Source organism: Acinetobacter sp. YH12254, assembly GCF_013417415.1.
In the GTDB taxonomy this organism is placed as follows: domain Bacteria; phylum Pseudomonadota; class Gammaproteobacteria; order Pseudomonadales; family Moraxellaceae; genus Acinetobacter; species Acinetobacter pseudolwoffii.
Genome location: NZ_VPEB01000022.1, coordinates 15,896 through 38,477 on the forward strand (window position 1 = coordinate 15,896; position 22,582 = coordinate 38,477).

The 22,582-nt window shown below is 43.0% G+C and carries 19 protein-coding genes and 3 pseudogenes; 18 read left to right on the forward strand and 4 right to left on the reverse strand.

Going from position 1 to position 22,582, the window contains the following annotated elements:
- Positions 1-46: 46 nt before the first annotated feature.
- From FTV29_RS13770 to FTV29_RS13800, 7 genes are read left to right on the forward strand one after another with little or no spacing between them, the layout of a single operon-like run.
- Entirely contained in the window at positions 47-1,033 is a 987-nt protein-coding gene (locus FTV29_RS13770) for an acyl-CoA desaturase (RefSeq protein ID WP_071852181.1), read from the forward strand.
- Entirely contained in the window at positions 1,030-2,313 is a 1,284-nt protein-coding gene (locus FTV29_RS13775) for an NAD(P)/FAD-dependent oxidoreductase (RefSeq protein ID WP_180075621.1), read from the forward strand. Before FTV29_RS13770 ends, FTV29_RS13775 begins: the two co-directional genes overlap by 4 nt.
- 9 nt (positions 2,314-2,322) lie before the next feature.
- On the forward strand, positions 2,323-3,117 hold the full coding sequence (locus FTV29_RS13780) for a DUF1365 domain-containing protein (RefSeq protein ID WP_100535552.1): 795 nt from the start codon (positions 2,323-2,325) through the stop codon (positions 3,115-3,117).
- Positions 3,114-4,310 carry a cyclopropane-fatty-acyl-phospholipid synthase family protein gene (locus FTV29_RS13785; protein WP_100535551.1) on the forward strand — a complete coding sequence of 399 codons (1,197 nt, stop codon included), beginning with the start codon at positions 3,114-3,116 and terminating at the stop codon, positions 4,308-4,310. Before FTV29_RS13780 ends, FTV29_RS13785 begins: the two co-directional genes overlap by 4 nt.
- Positions 4,311-4,335: 25 nt before the next feature.
- Positions 4,336-5,115, forward strand: a complete 780-nt coding sequence (locus FTV29_RS13790; RefSeq protein ID WP_180075622.1) for a DUF1295 domain-containing protein — start codon at positions 4,336-4,338, stop codon at positions 5,113-5,115.
- 8 nt (positions 5,116-5,123) lie between these two features.
- Complete coding sequence (locus FTV29_RS13795; protein WP_071852186.1) at positions 5,124-6,173, forward strand: cyclopropane-fatty-acyl-phospholipid synthase family protein; 1,050 nt, start codon at positions 5,124-5,126, stop codon at positions 6,171-6,173.
- A gap of 39 nt (positions 6,174-6,212) precedes the next feature.
- Complete coding sequence (locus tag FTV29_RS13800) at positions 6,213-7,535, forward strand: HAMP domain-containing sensor histidine kinase (protein ID WP_180075623.1); 1,323 nt, start codon at positions 6,213-6,215, stop codon at positions 7,533-7,535.
- Between the two features lie 23 nt (positions 7,536-7,558).
- On the opposite strand, the gene FTV29_RS13805 is transcribed toward FTV29_RS13800, so the two are convergent.
- Genes FTV29_RS13805 through FTV29_RS13815 form a run of 3 tightly spaced genes read right to left on the reverse strand, consistent with a single transcriptional unit; the run spans position 7,559 to position 9,305 of the window.
- Entirely contained in the window at positions 7,559-8,245 is a 687-nt protein-coding gene (locus FTV29_RS13805) for a response regulator transcription factor (protein ID WP_071852188.1), read from the reverse strand.
- Positions 8,246-8,256: 11 nt separating this feature from the next.
- Positions 8,257-8,757, reverse strand: a complete 501-nt coding sequence (locus FTV29_RS13810) for a chalcone isomerase family protein (protein ID WP_071852189.1) — start codon at positions 8,755-8,757, stop codon at positions 8,257-8,259.
- Entirely contained in the window at positions 8,733-9,305 is a 573-nt protein-coding gene (locus FTV29_RS13815; protein ID WP_071852190.1) for a nuclear transport factor 2 family protein, read from the reverse strand. The genes FTV29_RS13810 and FTV29_RS13815 overlap by 25 nt, the downstream gene beginning before the upstream one ends.
- 1,493 nt (positions 9,306-10,798) lie before the next feature.
- Between FTV29_RS13815 and FTV29_RS13820 the strand changes: the two genes are divergently transcribed.
- The 11 genes and pseudogenes from FTV29_RS13820 (at position 10,799) to nadS (ending at position 21,028) form a co-directional block, all read left to right on the forward strand.
- Positions 10,799-12,292: a sensor domain-containing diguanylate cyclase gene (locus tag FTV29_RS13820; RefSeq protein WP_286380590.1), complete on the forward strand. Its 1,494-nt coding sequence runs from the start codon at positions 10,799-10,801 to the stop codon at positions 12,290-12,292.
- A 195-nt stretch (positions 12,293-12,487) separates the two neighbouring features.
- On the forward strand, positions 12,488-15,937 hold the full coding sequence (locus FTV29_RS13825; protein WP_180075625.1) for an MASE3 domain-containing protein: 3,450 nt from the start codon (positions 12,488-12,490) through the stop codon (positions 15,935-15,937).
- Between the two features lie 165 nt (positions 15,938-16,102).
- Positions 16,103-16,552 carry a universal stress protein gene (locus FTV29_RS13830; protein WP_180000747.1) on the forward strand — a complete coding sequence of 150 codons (450 nt, stop codon included), beginning with the start codon at positions 16,103-16,105 and terminating at the stop codon, positions 16,550-16,552.
- A 75-nt stretch (positions 16,553-16,627) separates the two neighbouring features.
- Positions 16,628-16,738, forward strand: a pseudogene (locus FTV29_RS13835) (IS5/IS1182 family transposase); the annotation flags it as partial.
- 147 nt (positions 16,739-16,885) lie between these two features.
- Entirely contained in the window at positions 16,886-17,200 is a 315-nt protein-coding gene (locus FTV29_RS13840; RefSeq protein WP_071852326.1) for a monooxygenase, read from the forward strand.
- A 539-nt stretch (positions 17,201-17,739) separates the two neighbouring features.
- Positions 17,740-18,359: pseudogene (locus FTV29_RS13845) on the forward strand (IS5 family transposase); the annotation flags it as partial.
- Between the two features lie 97 nt (positions 18,360-18,456).
- Complete coding sequence (locus FTV29_RS13850) at positions 18,457-19,161, forward strand: IS6-like element IS1006 family transposase (protein WP_001067786.1); 705 nt, start codon at positions 18,457-18,459, stop codon at positions 19,159-19,161.
- A 52-nt stretch (positions 19,162-19,213) separates the two neighbouring features.
- Positions 19,214-19,525, forward strand: a pseudogene (locus FTV29_RS13855) (S16 family serine protease); the annotation flags it as partial.
- A gap of 171 nt (positions 19,526-19,696) precedes the next feature.
- Positions 19,697-19,894, forward strand: coding sequence for a hypothetical protein (locus tag FTV29_RS15190; RefSeq protein WP_257220488.1), 198 nt, complete (start codon positions 19,697-19,699; stop codon positions 19,892-19,894).
- A 456-nt stretch (positions 19,895-20,350) separates the two neighbouring features.
- Positions 20,351-20,539, forward strand: coding sequence for a YqaE/Pmp3 family membrane protein (locus tag FTV29_RS13860; RefSeq protein ID WP_180075626.1), 189 nt, complete (start codon positions 20,351-20,353; stop codon positions 20,537-20,539).
- A gap of 216 nt (positions 20,540-20,755) precedes the next feature.
- A complete protein-coding gene (gene nadS / locus FTV29_RS13865; RefSeq protein ID WP_180075627.1) occupies positions 20,756-21,028 on the forward strand; it encodes a NadS family protein in 273 nt (90 codons plus the stop codon).
- A gap of 490 nt (positions 21,029-21,518) precedes the next feature.
- On the opposite strand, the gene FTV29_RS13870 is transcribed toward nadS, so the two are convergent.
- The coding region (locus FTV29_RS13870) for an ISNCY family transposase (protein WP_180075628.1) at positions 21,519-22,582 on the reverse strand (1,064 nt) is incomplete at its 5' end.

Here is a 22,582-nt window from a genome sequence, read left to right on the forward strand (position 1 = left end):
ACTCATCAAATGGAATAAAGACAGTTGCTCGAAATAGGATGAGTCCATGTTGAAAAGTCTGATGCGATGGATAGATAGCTGGTCTATATCGACACCAACCGAAACACTGACGGCTGAAAATAGCAAGATTCAGTGGGTCCGGATTTTACCCTTTATTCTGCTGCATCTGGCCTGTTTCGCTGTGTTCTGGGTCGGTGTGTCATGGTTTGCGCTTGGCTTTATGGTCGCGTTCTACTTGATCCGCATGTTTTCCATCACGGCTTTTTTTCATCGCTATCTGTCGCATAAAACTTTTCAGACCTCACGCCCGATACAGTTCCTGTTTGTATTGCTCGGCACCATGAGTGCGCAGCGTGGCCCGCTATGGTGGGCAGCTCATCACCGTTATCACCACCGCTATACCGATACCTTGCAAGACCCACATTCATCCACGCATGGTTTTTGGTATAGCCATGTCGGCTGGTTTCTGAATGAATATAATTTTGCTACGCGTAAAGAGGTGATCAAGGACTGGCTGAAATATCCAGAACTGATTTGGCTGGACCGTTTTAGTTTGATTGTGGTGTTGCTGACTGCGGGCGGGATTTATGCACTAGGCGAATGGCTGGCCATCACTTGGCCGCAACTCGGGACGTCCGGCCTGCAATTGCTGGTCTGGGGCTTTGTGGTTTCCACGGTGTTATTGATCCATGCGACCTTGTGCATCAATTCATTGGCGCATCATTATGGCAGCCGTGATTTTGAGACGGATGACCACAGCCGTAACAATTTATTTCTGTCACTCATCACCTTAGGCGAAGGCTGGCATAACAATCATCATTACTATGCTGGTAGTACCCGGCAGGGTTTTTACTGGTGGCAGATTGATGTGACCTATTACTTGCTGAAACTCATGTCCTGGCTGGGACTGGTCTGGGGCCTCAAGCCCATTCCGGCACGGATTTATGAAGCCAGTAAAATCGCTCAGGCTCGAAAACATAAAAAAGCTGCTACTGCCGACACTCACACGATTCAATCGAAGGAATCACCATGAAAATTGCAATTATTGGTTCAGGTATTTCCGGTCTGTACGCTGCCTGGAAACTCAGCAAAGTGCATGAAGTCACAGTCTTTGAAAAGAATAACTACTTTGGTGGTCATACCGATACCCATCAGCTGAATATCGAGGGTGAACAGGTTGCGGTGGATAGTGGCTTTATTGTGTTTAATGAGCATAACTATCCGCTGTTTTGCTCGATGCTAAAAGAACTAGGGATTCAATCGCAAAGCAGTGACATGGGCTTTTCGGTGAATAATCAGGTCAGTGGCTTACAGTACAATCCTTCAAAAAAATTCTCGCTGTTGTTCCGACCTCAAAACTTTCTTAATACTGATTTTCGCGCGATGTTGTCGGATCTGTTCCGTTTCTATGCAGCCAATAAAGATCTGGATGTGGAACAGGTCGATACACAGCTCAGTATTGATGATTATTTAAATCAACATGGTTATAGCGATGCCTTTCGTCAGGAACATCTCTATCCGATGTGTGGAGCGCTGTGGTCCTGTCCGGTGGAACAGGCTGGACAGATTCCCTATAAATTTGTGGTGAGCTTTTTCCAGCACCATCGCATGTTGCAACTGAAAGACCGGCCGTTATGGCTCACGGTGAAAGGTGGATCGGCTCGCTACGTTCGTGCGATTCAGTCCCAGACGAATATTATTTTCCGCAAAACGGGTGTGCTCCATGTATCCCGTAGTGCCAATAATGTACTGGTTGAAACAGCACAGGGCAGTGAGCGTTTTGACTGGGTGATCTTTGCCAGTCATGCTGACGACAGCCTGAAACTGCTTAAAGACCCGACAGCGCAGGAGCTGGACGTGCTGGGCAAGTTCCGCTATCAGGCTAACCGTATGGTGGTGCATTCAGATACCCGCATCATGCCCAAATCCAGACGTCAGTGGGCCAGCTGGCATGTGCATGTGACCCCGAGTCAGGCAGCTGAACAGACACCTTTCCAGCACAGTGGTATGCACTATGGTTTCAGTTACTGGATGAACCAGTTGCAAAACCTGCAATGCAAGACTCAGGTCTTTGCCACTCTGAATCCTAATTTCACCCTCGATCCGAAAAAAATCTGGGTAGAACGGCATTACCGACATCCGGTGTTTGATGCCTCCGCGATTGAAGCACAACAACGCTGGGCTGAAATCAATAGCCAGAACCGCACCTCATACTGTGGCGCTTACTGGGGCTGGGGCTTTCATGAAGATGGTGCCCGTAGCGCTGCATGGGTGGTCGATCAGCTCTTAAAACAGGCCGAGCAGGCCGCCTAGGAGGATATGATGCAAATGTATCCACTGGCGATTGCCTCTGCCGAAATCCGGCATCGCCGTTTCTTGCCCAAAGCGCATGCTTTTGAGACCCGGCTGAACTATCTATACTTTGATCCTGATCAGCTCTCAAGCTTTACTGAAAAATCCTGGCTCTGGTCTTGCAATCGCTGGAATTTCCTGACCCTGGATGAACGTGATTTTCTGACCATGGAATGTGGTTCGATTCGGCAGAAGGTCGCACGTCTGCTGATCAAGCGGGAAAATTATCTGCTAGCGCATGCTGCGTCCATCCGGGTTCTGGCCTTGCCACGTACACTCGGATTTCGCTTTAATTCTGTGGTGTTTTATCTGGTCTTTGATGCCACCGACCAGCTGATCTTTATCCTCAGCGAAATTACCAATACGCCATGGAATGAACGTCAGGTCTATATCCATGACTGCCGGAACAATGTGACCGAACATACGCCGTACCAGAGCCACCAGTTTGATTTCAAAAAGGCCTTTCATGTATCGCCCTTCATGCCGATGGCGCTGGATTACCGCTGGCGATTCAGCTTTTCCGATCAAAGCAATGTGATTCATATGCAGCTGTTCCAACAGGGAATATTGCAATTTGATGCCACCATGCAATTTTCGTTGCAAGCCATCACAGTTCCTTCACAACAGCATCGCTATGCTGTGCTGAAAGTTCTTGAGCCCTTCAGGATGGTCGGTGGAATTTATCTGCATGCCTTTCGCTTATGGAAGAAAAAAATTCCATTTTACCGGCATCCTCGCAAAGAAAAAGGAAACACCTTGTTATGAAAACACTGTTTATGGGAGAAGAAAGCACACTGCCGGTGGTACTGCGCCATCTACTGAAATTACGTCATGGTCAGCTGATTTTTAAAGGCGTCTGGAACGGGATTGTGGGAGAGAGCAGTGATCTGTATGCCGTGATTCAGGTGCATGATAGCCGCCTGATGGATCTACTGTTCCGCAATGGTGTACTCGGTGCTGCAGAAGGTTTCATTCGCGGCTACTGGAGCAGTGAAGATCTGGTCAATGTGATTCGCATTCTGGCGCGCAATCGCGATGTGTTGGACCGGATGAATCAGAACACCTTGGCGAAAGCCAGCCAATTCTTCCTAAAGACTTGGTACAAATCCCGCAAAAACTCGATTGATGGCAGCCGTAAGAATATTGCCGAGCATTATGACCTGAGCAATGACTTTTTCAAGCTGTTCCTGGATTCCAGCATGATGTATTCCAGCGCGGTATTTAAAGAGCCGGGCATGAGCCTGGAACAGGCCTCCGATTATAAAAAAGAACTGATTTGCCAGAAACTGCAGCTGCAACCAATGGATCATTTGGTCGAAATTGGCAGCGGTTGGGGTGGTTTTGCCATTTATGCCGCGCAGCATTATGGCTGTAAAGTCACCACCATTACCATCTCCCAAGCACAATATGATGAAGCGGTCGCGCGAATAGAGGCAGCAGGATTATCCCATCGCGTGGATGTCCAGCTGAAAGACTACCGTCTGTTGAAAGGCAAATACGATAAGCTGGTCTCGATAGAAATGATCGAGGCCGTGGGTGAGCAATACTTAGCGACCTATTTCAACAAATGCCGTGAATTGCTGAAACCGAATGGTCTGGCCCTGATTCAAGCCATCACCATTGAAGATGCCCGCTATGCCAAAGCCTTGAATACCGTGGACTACATCAAGCGTTACATTTTCCCGGGAAGTTTTATTCCCTGCATCAGTATCATGACCCAGTCCGCTTCCGAGCAAAAACTGCGTCTCAAGCATCTTGAAGATATCGGCCAAAGTTACGCCCAAACCTTGCACTGCTGGCGTCAGCGCTTCTTGGAACAACGTGAACAGGTACTGCAACTCGGCTTCGATGAGCGCTTTATCCGTATGTGGGATTTTTATCTATGCTATTGCGAGGGTGGTTTCCGCGAAGGCGTCATCAGTGATGTACATCTGCTGTTTGAAGCCAGTGCTTACTAGGCCACGATAAAACAGGAGGACTGATATGCTGCTGGATTTATTTTTGCTGAATGTCTTCATCATGCTGTGTAGCTGGGTACTGGTGACCTATAACCGCAGAGCGGGTCTGGTGGATGTGGCCTGGAGTTTCAGTATTGCGCTTAATGTCATCATTGCGGCTTGGGTCATGGAAACTGCACCGCTGCTGGTTCGGGTATTTCTGGGTGTATTTAGCGGCATCTGGTTTTTACGCTTAACCTGGCATCTGCTGCGCCGTTATGCCAATGAAACCCGGGAAGATACCCGCTATGCCAATATGCGCCGTGCCATGGGCAGTTATCAGCATCTCGGTTTTCTGGCCTTTTTTATGTTTCAGGCCGGGCTGGTGGCACTGTTTTCCTACCCGATGCTGGAATTGCTCAATATTCCGGTCCAGCAGTGGAATGACTGGACACAGGCTACAGTGCTGGTGGCTGGCATAATCATGCTGCTGGCGCTGATCGGGGAAAGCACAGCCGACCAGCAACTCTACCGTTTCAAACTGAATCCACAAAACCAAGGAAAAACCCTGGACCAAGGCTTATGGAAATATTCACGTCATCCGAATTATTTTTTTGAATGGTTGCACTGGTTTGCCTATCCGGTTCTCGGTCTGGCAGCAGGTGTGTATGGATTATGGGTTTATCCGCTGCTGATGTGGCTGTTTCTGTACTACATCACCGGAATTCCATTTAGTGAACAACAGGCGCTGGCACATCGCGGCGACAACTATAAAGACTATCAACGACGAACTTCAATGTTTATTCCGTGGCCACCCAAAGAGTAGGTAAATACATGGACTTTATGATTCAAAAATCTTTAAAACTGATCGAAAGCGGCAAAGTGCCCGACCCGGTGATTCGCGCAGGCATTCGCACTTTAAGCAAAAAACGTTTGGCACAGGAAGGGCGCTTTGACCCGGCACTGGCGGCACAGCGTTATATGGATGTGCTGCATATGCTGAAAAACAGCGAAATTGCCATCGAGACCGACAAAGCCAATGAACAGCACTATGAACTGCCCACCGCATTTTTCCAGGCGGTGCTGGGCAAGCGGCTGAAGTACAGCGCCAGCCTGTTTGAACAGGCGCATACTACACTGGATCAGGCAGAAGAAGCAGCATTGGCCAGCTATTGTCAGCGTGCACAGTTACAGGATGGACAGGATATTCTGGAAATTGGTTGCGGCTGGGGCTCACTCAGTCTGTATATGGCCGAGCATTATCCCAAAGCCCGCATCACTGTAGTGTCGAACTCCTCGACCCAGCGTCAGTATATTCAGGAACAGGCCCGTCTGAAAAAACTGGAAAACCTGACGGTGATCACCTGCGATGTCAATGTACTGCAACTGGAATCGGCTGCTTTCGACCGTGTGGTTTCGGTGGAAATGTTTGAGCATGTGCGCAACTACCAGAAACTGTTTGAAAATATCAGCAGCTGGCTCAAAGCTGATGGCTTGCTCTGGTGCCATATTTTCTGTCACCGTTTCCTGCATTATCCGTTTGAAGTCAAAAATGAATTTGACTGGATGTCGCAATATTTCTTTAGTGGCGGCCTGATGCCGGCAGCCTCAACTTTCCTGCATTTTCAGCAGCATTTGCAGCTGGAGCAGCACTGGCAATGGGCCGGTACCCAGTATGAACGCACGGCAAATGCTTGGCTGGAGAATATGGACCAAAAGCAGGCTGAGCTGCAGCCCCTGTTTCAGCAGACCTATGGCGCAGATGCGGCCATCTGGTGGCAACGCTGGCGGATTTTCTTTATGGCCTGTGCCGAATTGTTCGGTTATGAGCATGGACGCGAGTGGATGATCGGCCACTTTCTGTTTAAAAAGAAAGCCGTATAATTGAACGATGAATCGAATGCGCCAGCGGGGAATTGATCAATGTTAAAGCTGTTTAGGGACAAACGCGATCATCCTCTGGGTGAGGTGTTTAACCGCTATTACTGGCTGCAAATCGGATTCATTGCCCTGTCGGTGGTGATCGGCATTGCCTGTAGTGCCTGGGTGATCAAAGGCTTTTTGCTGCGCACCGCCTTGGAACAGGAAATGTCACATTACTGGCAGCGGCTGGAACGCAATCCGGCCGCCGAACTTCCCGACACCAAAAACCTGTATGGTTATCGCTGGTATGATACCCCCCCTGTGCAGTTTCAGCACATGCAGTTCGAGCAAGGCGTAAATCGGCATTTTGTCGATGGTAAAGAGCGCATGACCGTCTACGGTGAAAAAGACAGGCAGCATGTGCTGCTGGTCTTTGGCGAAAGTAACGTGAACAAGCTGGTTTGGCTGTTTGGTCTGGCACCACTAATGGTCAGCCTGTTCGTGCTGTATAGCGTATTGTGGTGGTGGAACCGTCGCGCCCGGCGTTATTTTTCTCCGATTACCCGGCTGGCCAATGCACTGGAACATATCGACTGGGAGCATCAGAAAAATCAGGCTTCGCCTTTTCAGGACATCCGTACTGACTCCAATCTGGAAGCAGAATATCTCAAGCAGGCACTGGAAAAATATCATCAGGTGCTCAGCGAGTTCATTCAGCGCGAACGTGAGTTTACCGGTGATGTCAGTCATGAACTGCGCACGCCATTGACGATTTTAAAAGGCAATGTGCAACTGTGTCAGGCACGCTATGGTGACAACAAATCCTTTACCCGCCTGCACAATACTATTGAAGACATGCAGCTGCTGGTCGATACCTTACTGGCTATCGCCCGAAATACCACCAACACCCTGACGGCCGAGCCCACTATGCTGTCAGAATGTCTGGAGAATCTGGTACAGGATCTGGACAGTGTCAGCCACAACAAAGGCATGCAGATCGACCTACAAAAAGACCTCGATGAGCAGCCACGTAAACTGTATCCATCGATGACCAAAATGGTCTTTGGCAATATTTTGCGCAATGCGCTGAATTATTCGCAAGGTACAGAAATTGATGTGATTCTACAGAAAAATACAGTATTGATCGCTGATAATGGAATCGGCATCTCTTTGCCAAATAATTCTAAAGTTCAGGAGCTGTCTGGCCAGCAGTTGCAACTGGAGATCAAAGGGCATGGTATTGGCCTGCAACTGGTACAGAAGTTGTGCAAACAGCTGGGCTGGCGGGTCGAACTCTTTGACCGGCAGTATTATCTCAGTACCCATCCAGAGATTGATCTGGCAATGACGACCGGTCTGATTGTGGTAGTGTATTTAAACTAAGTTTCAGCTTTGTACGTTTAGACTTAAGCTTCCAAAGCAATCTTTAAACCTACACCAGAAATGGTATGAATCAGTTTCTGCTCAAAAGGCTTGTCGACCATTTTACGTAAATTATAAATGTGACTGCGCAAGGCATCACTTTCCGGCTCTTCATCACCCCAGAGTTCCAGCATAATTTCCTGTTTGGTGAGGACTTTAGGTGAATGACGCATCAGCAGTTTCAGCAGTTTGAACTGAATCGGGGGCAGTTCAATCGTCTGTCCAGCCCGAGTCAGCTGCTGTCTTGCGGGATCCAGAATCAAATCATGAATTTGCAGGCGACTACTGGAAACTTCACCCAATGAGCGTTTGATTAAGGCTTTGACCCGAACCACCAACTCATTAAAATCAAAGGGCTTAACCAGATAATCATCCGTGCCGGAATTAAAGCCTTTGAGTTTGTCATCCAGAGTATCGCGCGCCGTCAACATCAGTACGGGTAAATCCAACCCTTCGTCATGACGCAGCCATTCACACAGTTCATAACCCGAACCATCAGGCAGATTAATGTCTAGAAGCAAAATATGATAGCGCTGCTGTTTCAGTAATTGGCGTGCAGCGTTCAGATTGCGGGCATGATCCACCACAAAATCATGTTCTTCCAGAAACTCGCATAAGGTAGAGGCTAGTTCATAATGGTCTTCGACCATCAGGATAAAATGTTTGGACATAACGGCAGAGACTAATTCAATAATTGCTGTTTTAATTTAGCACTAAATGGCTGCGATCCCAGCCAGATATTAAAATATTGTTGTGCTAGCGGATGCTGAAGATTGCCTAACACCTGCTGATTTAGCATCAAGGTCAGGGTCTGAGTCTCGGCTTGATAGCTTAAGCGATAGAGATCACCCGGTTTTACCGGCTTATAAAGCTGGGTGATTCTATCTAATACTATTAAATGTTTAGACTCTCGCTCATTGCGCTTCAGAAAATGGGTCGCTGCACGCTTGAAAGCCCATTCCGGAATATTTTGTGTATAAGAAAAATCAATCTGCATATTCTGGCCTTGCCAGGGTTTTGTACAGTTCTGAGCATAATAACGGGCGACGCCAACCTGTTTCTGAGCTACCAGAAGTGGACCACGACCACACTGATTCATATTCTGGGCATGTGCCCATGAACTGAAACTGCAGAGCATCAGTAGTCCCGTATTTAATACTACTTTTTGAATGGCAGTACCCATGAATAGGCTCCTCCAACATAAGGTAAAGAACGATACAGGCCATTGGCCGGATCCCAGAAATCCTGCTGGAAAATAATTTTTTTGTCTCCGTTGACTTTGATTTCACTGATACCAAAAGAATCCATAGTTCGAGTCGTGCCAAACATTTTAAAGTCATAGGCCATATGCCAGTGCACGTAGGCAGAGTCTTGGTAATAGGAGGTATTTAATAGTTTGACATTCACGTTACTGACACGCTTGTTCATCCCTTGAAAATGTTGGAGTAGATTTTGACGTGATGAAAATTGCGATAGGGTATCGTTAATAAACAGCTGATCGGCATAGAGTGATCCGGCTCGTTCAATAAATGCAGGTGTACCTAAAGTATTAAAAGCTGAAGTAAAGCGAATGCCGATGTCTTGGGCTTTAGCCTGATCCAGCGCAGTTCCCTGAATTTGGTTTCTGGATTTTGCATAATCACCTGAATAGCTGGGAATACTTTTACATCCTGCTAAAACTAGTAGCGGTAAGGACAAGGTAGCTAGCAGTATTTTTTTGATATGTTTCATATTGGCTATCCGTATTAGGTCTATGCTGATACTTTAGGCCGAAAGTCGTGAACAGAATGTGAAGAGGATGAAAGATTCTTCAAGGAAATTTCTCAAAAAAAGCACTTATTGACTGATTAATAGATTAAGGAGAGTTTGAACATGAACATCAAGGCGATAAGGTTGAGTGGTATTAAAGTAGTCTGAGCTAACTTTTCATAATTTAAGAAGTACGAAAAAATGAGATGTATGTGGATTGTCTTCAATGAGTGGGGAAGTTCATGAAAATCATTAACAGAGATCTTTTTAGGAAATAAATATGATTATAATGATCCAATTTATTCATCAAAATAAAAAAAATATTTAAATTATACTAAATATATAACCACTCTTATTTAAATATTCAAAAACTGAATATTATTTCATCTTCCTTTTAATTATCATAAATATTAATAAATTCATTTCTATTATACATAAAAACAATAAATAAATTTCATCTTGATCAAGTGTATGGTACATGTCCGTACTTTTGATCATTTTATATACTTGGCCTATGTTACTACATCAAAAAAAGCTTGTTACCACATCAAAACCTGTATTTTTAAATTCTGTTACCACATCAAAATCTGTATTTTCATGATCTGTTACCACATCAAAACCTGTATTTTTATAGGCTGTTACCACATCAAAACCTGTATTTTTATTTTATTTAGACTTTTTATATATAATTTATTATTTTATAATTAAATAGATTGCTTAATTTTTATTCAAAATAAATTTGAATTTTAATATATATGTATAAGAAATAATTTATTTATAAATTTAATTATTAATCATAAATACAATCTTCTTATTTGAATAAAAAATTAATCTTATGATAATTATTAAGTTCCAAAATAATTATTAAAAATAAAGAACTTCATATGAGTTAATGTTGAATCATATATATGTAAATAAATTATGATCTAAAAGTTAAATTTTCTAAGGTAAAAATTTGCGAAATTTATGTATGAATCATGGAACTGAATGTCTATTCTTGGATAATTCTGGAAAAATTATGTAGAATTTGTACATTAATAAAGATGATAGATGTTTTTTCAAGAATAATTTTTGGACAAATTATGTGAATTTTTTGTATTAATAAGGGTAGTGAGTGTCTATTTAAGAATAACTTGTGGAAAATTATGCATAACGTCTGTATTAACAAGGCTAATTGATGTTTACTGAAGGGTAATTTCGGGAAAATTATGTTGTTTTAGTGCCTAAAGTATGCATTGGTACTTGGATATAAGTATTTTTTAATCACAGTTACTTTGTGAAAAGAGGTCAATGGAAGGGAGGCAATTTGTTGGTTATGTTGCTGACACTAATGTTCATGAAACAAGCAATCGATTTAAGGTTTTTTATGATATAAGTATCACAAATCAACACTTAGGATTGACCTATTGAGACAGGTTCTATCAGCGCTCCATTTGAACTTGCGCAGCTTAATATTATTGCTAACGATCTTAAGCGTGACCTGTCTGTTTGTCTTTTCTTTATTCTTTGTTAACTATACGGTCAAAGAGCGCCTGATCGACAATTCTTTGGCCCTGAATGCCGAATATTCTTCCAGAATTGCTGCACACACTAATTATCAGTTTGAAGAAATCCTAAAAAATTTAAGATTTAGCGCCAATCTGTTGGGAAAAAACTTTTCTAATGAAAATTTAACAAGAAACGAAATATTACGTCTCAAAAGTCAGTCAGGCAATTTCAACAGTGTTTTTTTAGCTGACCGGGAAGGACGGATCATTTCATTTTCCCCAAAAACCTTGAAAATTGATTCTAGAAAAATTCATAGAACCCACGGTATTACCGAGTCGATTAAACGTAAGCAAACTTATATTTCTTCACCGTACTGGTCTTCAACCAATAGATTGATCGTCATTGTTTCTGAGCCGGTTTTTGATGATCAAGGAAAATATTTAGGTTTTATTGCGGGAACGATTTACCTGCAAAGCAAGAATCTGGTAAGTGAAATGCTGGCATCCAAATATGGCTACAAGAAAAATTATACTTACGTCGTGGATGATCAAAGACAGATCATTTTTCATGCCGATACTCGGCAAATCGGACAGAAAGTCCAGACCGGTGATGGATTGACCACGATGCTTCATCAACAGGCTGGTGCTTTCCGTCTGATGAACAGTAAAGGCATAGATAGCCTGGTCGGTTTCTCGCATATTCCCAGCGTGAGCTGGATTGTGGTATCACAGCAGCCGATTAATGAGTTATTTGCTCAAGCCAACAGTATTATTATCAAGGTATCAATCGGGATTAGCCTATTCTATTTATTCATTTTCTTTGTGGTCTGGCGTTTATCGGGCTTGATTGCACTGCCTTTAAACCATTTGGCGAAAATGGCCAGTATGCTCAGTCGGCAGGATGTTCAGGATAAAATCAACGAAATTAAACCTTCGTATTTTGAAGTCAATCAATTCAAAAATTCTCTGATGCTGAGCTGTCAAAATTTCAATGAAAAAATTGATGAGTTGAATCAATCAGTGAATACTGATCCCCTAACTGGTTTATACAATCGCCGTGGAATGAACCTGTTTATCGAAGAGTTTGTGCGTATGCGTACCGATTTTGCTGTGCTGGCGGCAGATATCGACTTCTTTAAAAAGGTGAACGATACCTATGGGCATGACAAAGGCGATATTGTCTTACAAAGGCTAGCGAACGTGATGCAATATCATTTCCGAGACAATGATGTCTGCTGCCGTTCGGGAGGAGAGGAGTTTATTATTTTAATGGCTGCTTCAGATCCTATAAAAGTTTTTCAGGCAGCGGAGCGGTTACGAAAAGCGGTTGAGCTCACTGAAATGGGAGAAATTGGTATAGTGACCATTTCCATTGGGATTGCTTACTGGCCAAATAGTTCTAACGATGTAGAGGAAGTATTGCGCATGGCAGATCAAAAACTGTATCAGGCCAAGCGTGAAGGACGCAACTGTACGCGTTGATTTTTAGACCTTTACTGATGAAAATTGCATAGAGAGATCTAGCGTATTTTTTTAGTAGTAAAGGATTTTATGAATATATTTACGGAATATTTACCTTGGCTCAATGTTATAATAAACATGTGAATTTTCAACAAATAAAAAACCTTGAATAACCTTATTGTATAAGGCTATTTGTGAATTTCATTGGGGAATTTTATGCCAAAATCATCTCGTGACTTATTTTCACCAGATGTATTCGACCTCAAGTCGTTTATTTCTCCTTATATGATGCTGATTCCACCGACGATTTTTGCCTTGCTGATCTGGTGGACCAATCAAAGTTTTGGTTTCCTATTTACCCATACCGTGGCAGAACTGATTTCAATCATTATCGCGCTCACAGCGCTGATTGTGACCGTGGTGTCACGGCATTTTACTAAAAATTATTTTGTGGTTTTCATTGCCATCGCGCTTGGCTGGTGTGGATTTATTGACCTGTTCCACACCCTGCTATATAAAGGCATGCAAATTCTTCCGGTGGACAGTGCCAATCAGGCCACTCAATTATGGATTGGTGCCCGGTTATTGCAGGCCTTTGCCATGCTCGCTGCGCCCTTTATGCTGACACGGGCGATCAAGCCTCTTGCATTGAACCTGTTTTTTGGTCTGTTCAGTGTGGGGATTGTCAGCGCTGTGATGTTGGGTTTCTTTCCAACCGCCTTTGTTGATGAGCAAGGCCTGACCCCTTTTAAAATTTACAGTGAATATCTGATTATTGCGGTTCTGGCGTTAGCACTGGTGCTGGTCTGGCAGCGCCGCGAATATTTATCGCCTCAACTGACGTTTGGGGTCAGCCTGTCCATGCTGACCATGATGGCTTCTGAATTTGCCTTTACCCAATATGTGTCCGTATATGCCGATGCCAATCTGCTGGGGCATATTCTGAAAGTCTATTCGTACTGGTTCATTTATATGGCATTGGTCGAGTCGACCATTAAAGAGCCTTTTAGCATGTTGTCCAAGGCTGCCAGCACTTATGACACCATTCCTGATCCAACCTATATTGTCACTTCTAGCCAAATGATTCAGCAGGTCAACTTGGCGGCAGCCCAGCTGCACGGCATTCCAGCGACACAATTGAGCGGACGCTCTGTGCATGAACTGGTGCATGATCCTCGGGTAAAGGCCGAAGATTGCCCGGTGTGCTCCCGATTGCAGCAGGCTCCGCAAGAGTTTTTAGTCCAGTTGACCTTGCCGGATCACAAAACGGTTGAGTGTCATGTGGCACCTTTTGCAGAACGCCTGGGTAAAAAAACCGTCTGGGTCATGGTGGTACACGATATTACCGATCGCCAGTTTTTGCTGCAGGATCTGCAGGAACGTGTAAAAGAAGTGCGATGTCTGAATCAGATCAATCAACTCTGCAATAATACCCATACCGGCATGAGCGAGCTGTTGCACAAAGTGATGCAGACAATCCCTTCCGGCTTATCTTCTCCGGAGCGGGTTAAGCTGCAGATTGATAGTGACTGGGGTGTTTTTGGTACAGCCCCTCCGGCTCAGATGCCTTTTTTGCAATCAGTCTTTGCCAATGAGACTCAGCAATTCGGCACCTTAAGCATCTGGTATGATCCGGCAGCGGATGCCCCGACTTTTCTAGATGAAGAGCAGAGTTTAATCGATCATATCACCGGTCAGATTACCGATGTATATACCCGGATACAGTCACAAAGGCGTGTAGCACGGTTGACTTATCTCTATCAGCTGCTCATTGAAACCAACCGGGTGATTGCGCATAGCCAGAATCGGCAAGATTTGCTAACCGAGTTGCAGCAGGTGCTGTTGAATCTGGGTAGTTTTGCTAAAATTTTAATTGCAATCAAAGCAGAGGATCGAGCTGACAGTCCATTGATGATTCAGTTCCATCATAATATTAGCGCAAATATTATGCCCACTTTACGCACTCTCTTACAGCAAGATGAAAATACTCCATTGCATCAGGTGAAAAATACCAGTCCAGAGGTAGATGTCTATGCCTATTCCTTGATCAATGACGCGGACGAGAATGTTTCACCAGAATACCAGGCATGGAGACAGTACTTAAAACAGGAAAAGATAAGTCAGGCAGCATTAATCCCGTTGTTGCTTGATGGACATTTCTGGGGGCTAGTGGGGGTGTATACTACAAGGCAAGTAGAATTTGATGAGGAGCAAATTCTACTGTTGCAAAATCTTTCTAGGGACATTTCTTCTGCGTTGGAGCGTTTTTCAGCGGAGCAACAGCGTAAAACTGCCGAGACCTATTCTCAGCAGATGGAACAACGTTTCCAACAGGTATTTTTGCAGTCTCCCGTGCCAATGCATATTATTTCCGTACAGGATGAACGAATTCTTGCGGTTAATTTGGCCTATGAAAAATGGCTGGGATATAGTCTGGAAGATTTTCAAAATCGGGAAGCCTGGCTGGAAAAAGTGGCGCCTAATCCAGAGCAAAGACAGTTTATGCAGCAGAACTGGGAAGAGGCATTGCAACTGGCAAAAAACGGTAAACAGGTGCAATTTCCTGAAATTACTCTGTTAGCTAAAGATGGTAGTCAGCGTATTGCTCAGCGAACACTGGCGATTGTCGGCAATGATGTGATTCTGGCTTGGAATGATCTGACCACCATCCGCAAAACTGAACAGGCATTACGAGACAGTGAACAGCGTTTCCGGGGTATGGTGGAACAAACCGTGGTCGGGATGTATGTGCTGCGCGACAATCACTATCTGTATGTCAACCCGAGTTATGCCAATATGCTGGGCAGGTCTGCTGCAGCACTCATTGGACATAATATTCTGGAATTTAGCACCATGGCCGCAGACACACCGGCACTGATTAACCAAGAGCAGGATCAGGCTGCAGAATATTCGAGCCTATCCTGTGTGGTTCCGTTCCGACATCAAAATGGCCAGATCCGGGAATTTGCCCTGCATAGCCGTCGCATCACTTGGGATGATGGCTTGCCAGCCTCGATTGTGATGGCACAGGACATTACCGAGCAAAAGCAGGCACAGGACCAGATTGCCCGACAGCTTGAGCAGTTGGAAGCTACCATGTATGGTACGTTACAAGCCGTATCGATCATGGTGGAATTACGCGACCCTTATACAGCGGGACATGAACGCCGTGTCGGGCTGATTGCCAGTGCGATTGCCAAGGAAATGGGCTGGAATGAAAAACGCTGTCTGCAGATGGAAGAGATTGGATTGGTACATGACATTGGTAAAATTTCAATTCCTTCCGAAATTCTGACCAAACCTACTCGTCTGACCTATCTGGAAATGGAAATGATGAAAGGTCATGCGCAGGCTGGTTATGAAATTCTCAAGGATGTTCCTTTCAATATTCCAATTGCTGAAATCATTGGTCAGCATCACGAACGCATGGATGGGACAGGTTATCCTAAAGGATTAAAAGGTGATGAGATTCATCCTGAGGCGCGTATTCTGACGGTGGCCGATGTGATCGAGTCAATGGCTACGCATCGCCCATACCGTCCTGCTTTAGGCATAGAGGTTGCGCTTGCAGAAATCTTAAAAGGACGTGGAACGATTTATGATGTAGAAGTATGTGATGCAGCAGTACGTTTAATTAGGGAAAAGGGATACGTCTTGCCAAGTTAAGCAGTCTTGATCATCAGGTGAATAGCAGCCAAAAAGCTATTCACTTATTTTTTAGTTAAGTAGTATTCCGGATAAATTTGATATTGTTTAATGCTTTAAATTGAAGCGCTAACATGCTTATGTTATCTATAACTGAATAGAAAGTTCGTATTTGGAGCATTATCGATGTCATACCAGAATATTTTAGTACCAGTTGATGGTTCAAAAGTTTCATTCTCCGCGGTAAAACATGCGGTCGAAATTGCTCAGGTATTCGATAGCAGATTGACCTTCATCAGTCTGGTTTCTGAAGATCCATTTACAGATGCAGATTTCTATTATTATTATGTCTCTGCTCCAATGAAAGAACACTTTATTCAAGCTTATGCGAATGCAGAAGAGGTATTAAAACAAGCAAGTGAAATTGCATATGCAGCGGGCGTTCAAGTTGAAACTAAAGTCCTAAAAAGTGTAGTGTTTGAAGAAAGTATTGTGAAAACTGCCAAACAGATACAGGCTGATCTCATTGTGATGGGATCGCATGGTCGCAGAGGTTTTAAAAAATGGAGACTCGGAAGTGTGGCCACAGCTGTACTTCGCTCAACCGAATTACCAGTGATGATCATGAAATATTAGGGTGTGTTGACATTTTAGCTTAACAAATAGCGAAGTAGTAAAATCAAATCTTCAAACCTAATTTCACTATTCGATATGCCTCGTACCATGCTGAAAGATCAACACTGGCAAAATTTAAAAGTTATTCTGCGTAATTTATCCATTCATCATAATTCAAATTTACTTAATTTTATTGAAGCTATTCTCATAGTTTTAATTATAAATAGTAAATATCAACGGTGCCTAGTAAATTCAAAAATTTTTAATAGTCAATTTTAGGACTAATTTTTCTTTAAAATCATTAGCAAAATGCTAGAGTATGAAGATTGCTATTGGACGGTAGAGGATAAAACCATGGCTGTTATTCTTCAGGTAGACTTTCCGACGCCAGGCCCATTTGGAGAAGAGATGAGTCGCGCCTATCAAACACTTGCAGAAAGTATTAATCAGGAAGCTGGCATGATCTGGAAAATATGGACAGAAAATAGCGATGCTCAGGAAGCAGGGGGAATTTACCTGTTTGATAGTCAAGATAATGCAGAAAAGTATTTAAAAATGCATACTGCACGCCTGAAAAATTTTGGAATAAAAGATATTCGGGGGAAAATTTTCCAAATTAATTTACCACTGTCTGCTATTAATCAATCCCACTTCATTGTGCAACTTTGACTTTGGTCGGTCTGGAAGCAAGATACTATCTCATCCCACTTCCTACCTAAATTAATCTCTGTTGCATTTCGTCTGAGAATCCAAGCAATAAAAAACCCTGACATCCTGCCAGGGTTTTTTACAGTGCGATCTTTGGTAGCTGCTATTCTACCCTCACTATCCTAGTGTTAGAACTTATCGTTGTTGTTTTCTGTTCCGGAACTTCCTGTTCCTGCATGATTTCATCATAAGTAAAAAAGCACAGATCCCCTAGCCGCAAAATCCCTAAATGTCTGTGCGCCAGGGCGTACAAAAAAGGCTAAAAGTTGTCCCGCTTTTATCTACAGCAATTGGGGATAACTTTTCCCCTAGAGATCTGATGGAATCAGGAAAAATTCTAAAACTGTCCTAGATAAATAGATGAGCTAATTAACCAACACATTCGGCTCATTAGTTGAGTTGAATGTATGCTATATTCAACTCATCTTAGATTTTTAGAGAAAGATGGCTTTGTTGCACAAAGCTATTCTTGAGGGCTTCTTTAGCAATATAATTTCCAGATGAAGAAGCCTGCACCTAAAACTTACCGTACAACCAATTGGTCCTCGTATAACCAAGCTTTAATCAAGCGAGGAAATATTTCAATCTGGTTTGATCCTAAGACCCAATGGTATGCACAACCACAAGGCAAGCACGGACGAAATCAAACTTATTCCGATACAGCGATTCAATGCTGTTTAATGATCAAATCTCTATTCCGTCTTTCTTTACGTATGGTCACTGGCTTTGCTCAAAGCCTGATTAAACTCTGTGGCTGAGCAGCCCCGAATATCAGTGATATTCGTACTCCACCCTCTGTAGACGACAAAAGCATATTGATATTGCGATAAGCTATCAGAAAAGTCGTGATGGGTTACACCTACTCGTCGACTCTACGGGTTTAAAATTTTTAGGTGAAGGTGAATGGAAGCGTAAGAAACATCAGCCTGAATACCGTCGGCAATGGCGTAAACTGCATATTGGTATAGATGCTGAAACACTGCAAATACGTGCCGTTCAGCTTACGACAAATAATGTCAGTGATTCACAAGTACTAGGTGATTTACTGGATCAAATCCCACCAAATGAGCGAATAGATTCTGTCTATACCGATGGGGCGTACGACACGAAGTGCTGCAGGCACTGTTGCAAATAACGACTAATGGTAAGCTGAAGGGCACTGTTGCAAATAACCACGAATGGTAAGCTGAAGACTGTTCTAGCTAAAGGTGCAGTATATGAATCCTTTCCATGGTCGGCATTTTCAGGGCGAAATCATTCTTTGGGCTGTGCGCTGGTATTGTAAATATGGCATTAGCTATCGTGAACTGCAGGAAATGCTGGCCGAACGTGGTGTGAATGTTGATCACACGACGATTTATCGTTGGGTTCAACGTTATGCTCCTGAAATAGAAAAACGTTTACGCTGGTATTGGCGTAATCCTACAGGTCTGAGCTCGTGGCATATTGATGAAACCTATGTAAAAGTGAATGGACGATGGTCTTATCTGTATCGTGCAGTCGATCAACGTGGCGATACCATTGATTTTTATCTTTCTTCTAGACGTAATACCAAATCAGCATATTGTTTTCTTGGAAAAATTTTAAATAATGTGAAGAAGTGGCAAATTCCACAAGTGATCAACACGGATAAAGCACCCACATATGGACGTGCTTTATCACGGTTAAAACGGGAAGGTAAATGTCCACCAGACCTTGAGCACAGGCAGATTAAGTATAAAAATAACGTGATTGAATGTGATCATGGTAAGCTAAAGCGGATCATCAGGGCCACGTTAGGATTCAAATCTATGAAGACGGCTTATGCCACAATTAAAGGTATTGAAGTCATGCGTGCACTACGTAAAGGCCAAGCTTCGTCATTTTATTATGGTCAGCCTCAGGGTGAAGTCTATCTGGTGAATAGAGTTTTCGGTCTCTAAGCACTTTTTAAAGGGAACATCATCGACTCAAATTTCTATTTGCAACAGTGCCCAGAATACCGGCCCGCTCAGCCATCTTGCTCTGCCAAGTTTAGTGGCTTTCGCTTCTGGCCTCTTAGGACGATCGGTACAAAGTCAGATGGTGGTACTGGGTGATATGAGCTTGGGTGGTTCAGTGACACCGGTGGAAAGTATTGCCGAATGTCTGCAAGTTGCTTTTGATGCGGGTGCCAAGAAGGTTGCTTTACCAATGAGTAGTGCGGCAGATATCCCAACGATTCCTGTGGAACTGTTTACCAAGTTCCAGACCAGCTTTTATGCAGATCCGGTGGATGCGGTGTTTAAAGGGTTAGGGGTGGATTAATTTCATATCTGTCTAAATAGATAACAGTTAGGAGATTATTTATTCTTTCAATAGACAAAAACTTGCGGAATTTCTCTTAATTTGTAATCCTTGCGGCCAAGGGTGTCTAGCGTAGCTAAGACAGGTATTCGTTATAGTCGGGCCGCTATAATACGGATGATGAGTGCCTGTATGTTTAACCTAAATATCTTTAACAAGATCTCTAGCGAAGTATTGACCATCAAAAATGATCTTGAGCTGAATTCTGAGAATCAACTGATAACTAAATATAAGAGTTCTACTTCTGAAGACTATAAAAAAGCAATTATTTTGATCTTTAAAGAACGTGGCTATACCAGGTTAGAAATAGGTCAGTTACTTGAAAGATAACTCTAAAGACTTCCTAAAAATAACATAATACACGTTATACAAAATGCGTTATAATTATCTATATAAATCAATGCTGTAATTCCTAGTTGATAGCCCGAGTTTCCATGACCGGGCTTTTTTTATGATTTTTCACGTTCCACGCTTATTCTTTAATCAAAGTTTCACGACTTTGATTAGTACACCTAAACAAGTCTCTTAGCCATTCGGCAAGAAAAACCGGCTTAATCAAGATGATGATACAAATGCATCAAATCGTGGATTTTCTCAGTGATATTAGACGCAAGATTTTAATCGGATCCTGCTGTTGAAAATTACCGGAGATGATGAAAAGGCTAGAGCCAAATTAATTACACAAATGGATAAGTATTTAACAGACGAACGTGATCGAAAATTGTTTAATTTACCCCTTCAATGAAAATTAATTCACCTGAAATAACGTATCAGTAGGACCGTAATATGAGACTTTTGGTTGCTTTAATTTTTCCCTGGCTGCTGTTTTTTACGATAGGTCGTCCATTTGCAGGAATGATGTGCTTATTTCTTCAGATTACGATTCTAGGGTGGATTCCGGCCGCAATCTGGGCTGTATATGCTTTGTCGCAGTATAAGACAGATAAAAAGATCAGGAAAGCATTGCTCTACTAATTTCTGTGAAGAGGAAAATTAACTATTTTTTTCTTTTTAGACCTGAGACGTTCTCCAAATTGACCGCACTTTTAAGTGTGGTTTTTTATTTTTACCTAGCCTAAAGATATCATTTAGAAAAGAACTCATTTTTTATGAATTATCCAAAGTCCGTGAAAGATAATCTGACAGACAAAGAAACCTCGATCCTGCGTCAATTAGTGAAGGAGTAATTTCATGGATAACAACTTATTTGATGACCTAGTTGCTTCGATTAAAGAAGCTGGTGCCATCAAACGCAATGAGATGAAAGAAAGCCGAGTGACTGAGCTTGAATTACCAGATATTAAAGAAGTACGTGAGAAAACAGGCTTAACCCAAGCTGAATTTGCTGCACGTTTGCATATCAGTGCCAGAACTCTACAAAACTGGGAACAAGGCCGTCGCTATCCGACTGGTCCTGCAGCGACTTTAATTCGCATTCTGGATGCTCATCCAACTCTGATTTAAATATTTAAGATAATAAAAAACCCCAGCATCCTGCCGGGGGTTTTTATTGGAACATTAGGTCTCTGTGCTTTTGCCTGTCTTATATAGCGCCATCCTGGTACTTATTTTTAATTATATGGAACTTCCTGTTCCTGACCATTCAATCATATGAAAATTCCACTATTCCGAATAGCCGCAAAGGGCCGGAATTTATGTAAGCTAAAGCGTACAAAATAGCCTAAATTTTATCCACAAAAAATGTGGATAATTTTGGACATTGGGGCATTGATAAAATTTGAAAAATCTCAAAATTGATTACTTTTTAAACAAAATTATTGGCAAGAACTATCAAAACCGCTCATAAAAAAGCCGACTTGTTTCAAAATCGGATTTTTGGGCATTCTTGGATTTTTCTTGTTTTATTAAGTAGTTGATATCTATATTAATATACAAGTGTTGTTATTCACCAATTAAAATGTCTATGCGATAAACCATTTAAAATGTCCTGTTTTTAACCACAAGAGTCAAGCACAGGATTTAAATTTCTTTGTTCAATAACAGCTTTCTGAGCTTTACGGCTCGGCATACTTTTCTTGGCACGGGAACGTTTATTCTGTTTCTCCAATTCTTCATGTTGTTGCTGGATATGCGCCAGGACTGAACCTAACCGTTTATTCTCAACAATCTCATTTTGCTGCAGCCCAGCCAATTTATTGAAGATGCTGTAGTTGAGCTTTCGTCCTTCATGCATGAGGGCCACAGTGCCATCCGGATACTCCAGAAATGAAATGTATTGCCCAGCAAGCTTATGATTCAGCTCTGTCGGTTCAAGCAGATAAATACATTTGTCATAGGTAATCGTCAGGTTCTTGGTGACCTTACGCGGTTCCTGCCAGGTAAAAATATCATCCAGTTCAAGATCAGATTCGGTTAATGGTCGATGCAGGTTCTTTGAGTTTCGCGCACATTTGGCGAACTTCTGATTGAACTGCTCAATAAAGCAGGGCAACCAGGCATTTGCTTCTGCAATCGAACAGATGCCTTCCAGGCGCATCTCCTTGATCAAACGGTCCTGAAGGGTTCTATTCGCTCGCTCTACGCGACCTTTGGCCTGGGGTGAATTGGCGAAGATAATATCAATGTTTAACTCATTCAGAATCCGCCCAAATTGCGTGATCTGGCTGTCTTGCCTGGATTTCTGGTTGACTCTAAATACCGAGTGTTTATCGCTATAAAAGGCCAAGGGCTTGCCGTATTGCTCAATGTAGGCTCGGGTTGAAAGCATATAGTCAAAGGTCGTTTCAGCCTCACAAAAGCGTAGATGCAACAGCTTGCCGGTAGCATCATCGATATAAACCAGCAAACAGCATTTGGTGGCTCTTCCTTCAAACCAGTCATGATATGAGCCATCAATCTGGATCAGCTCACCGAAGCAATCACGGTTATAGCGTGGCTGGTATGGGCGTTTTAGACGTTTGGATCGCGGAATCCAAAGGTCATTTGCAGTCATCCAGCGCCGAACCGTTTCTACCGGGATATTCAGGTCAAACATGCTGCTGAGCTTCTCATGCGCCA

Bases quoted from the DNA above. Each gene is read 5' to 3' on its own strand.
- FTV29_RS13785 (WP_100535551.1), top strand. From the start codon at position 3,114: ATGAAAACACTGTTTATGGGAGAAGAAAGCACACTGCCGGTGGTACTG.
- FTV29_RS13830 (WP_180000747.1), top strand. From the start codon at position 16,103: ATGTCATACCAGAATATTTTAGTACCAGTTGATGGTTCAAAAGTTTCA.
- FTV29_RS13805 (WP_071852188.1), bottom strand. From the start codon at position 8,245: ATGTCCAAACATTTTATCCTGATGGTCGAAGACCATTATGAACTAGCC.
- FTV29_RS13810 (WP_071852189.1), bottom strand. From the start codon at position 8,757: ATGGGTACTGCCATTCAAAAAGTAGTATTAAATACGGGACTACTGATG.
- FTV29_RS13850 (WP_001067786.1), top strand. From the start codon at position 18,457: ATGAATCCTTTCCATGGTCGGCATTTTCAGGGCGAAATCATTCTTTGG.
- FTV29_RS13825 (WP_180075625.1), top strand. From the start codon at position 12,488: ATGCCAAAATCATCTCGTGACTTATTTTCACCAGATGTATTCGACCTC.
- FTV29_RS13815 (WP_071852190.1), bottom strand. From the start codon at position 9,305: ATGAAACATATCAAAAAAATACTGCTAGCTACCTTGTCCTTACCGCTA.
- FTV29_RS13790 (WP_180075622.1), top strand. From the start codon at position 4,336: ATGCTGCTGGATTTATTTTTGCTGAATGTCTTCATCATGCTGTGTAGC.
- FTV29_RS13795 (WP_071852186.1), top strand. From the start codon at position 5,124: ATGGACTTTATGATTCAAAAATCTTTAAAACTGATCGAAAGCGGCAAA.
- FTV29_RS13840 (WP_071852326.1), top strand. From the start codon at position 16,886: ATGGCTGTTATTCTTCAGGTAGACTTTCCGACGCCAGGCCCATTTGGA.
- FTV29_RS13860 (WP_180075626.1), top strand. From the start codon at position 20,351: ATGAGACTTTTGGTTGCTTTAATTTTTCCCTGGCTGCTGTTTTTTACG.
- FTV29_RS13770 (WP_071852181.1), top strand. From the start codon at position 47: ATGTTGAAAAGTCTGATGCGATGGATAGATAGCTGGTCTATATCGACA.
- FTV29_RS13780 (WP_100535552.1), top strand. From the start codon at position 2,323: ATGCAAATGTATCCACTGGCGATTGCCTCTGCCGAAATCCGGCATCGC.
- FTV29_RS13800 (WP_180075623.1), top strand. From the start codon at position 6,213: ATGTTAAAGCTGTTTAGGGACAAACGCGATCATCCTCTGGGTGAGGTG.
- nadS (WP_180075627.1), top strand. From the start codon at position 20,756: ATGGATAACAACTTATTTGATGACCTAGTTGCTTCGATTAAAGAAGCT.
- FTV29_RS13775 (WP_180075621.1), top strand. From the start codon at position 1,030: ATGAAAATTGCAATTATTGGTTCAGGTATTTCCGGTCTGTACGCTGCC.
- FTV29_RS15190 (WP_257220488.1), top strand. From the start codon at position 19,697: ATGTTTAACCTAAATATCTTTAACAAGATCTCTAGCGAAGTATTGACC.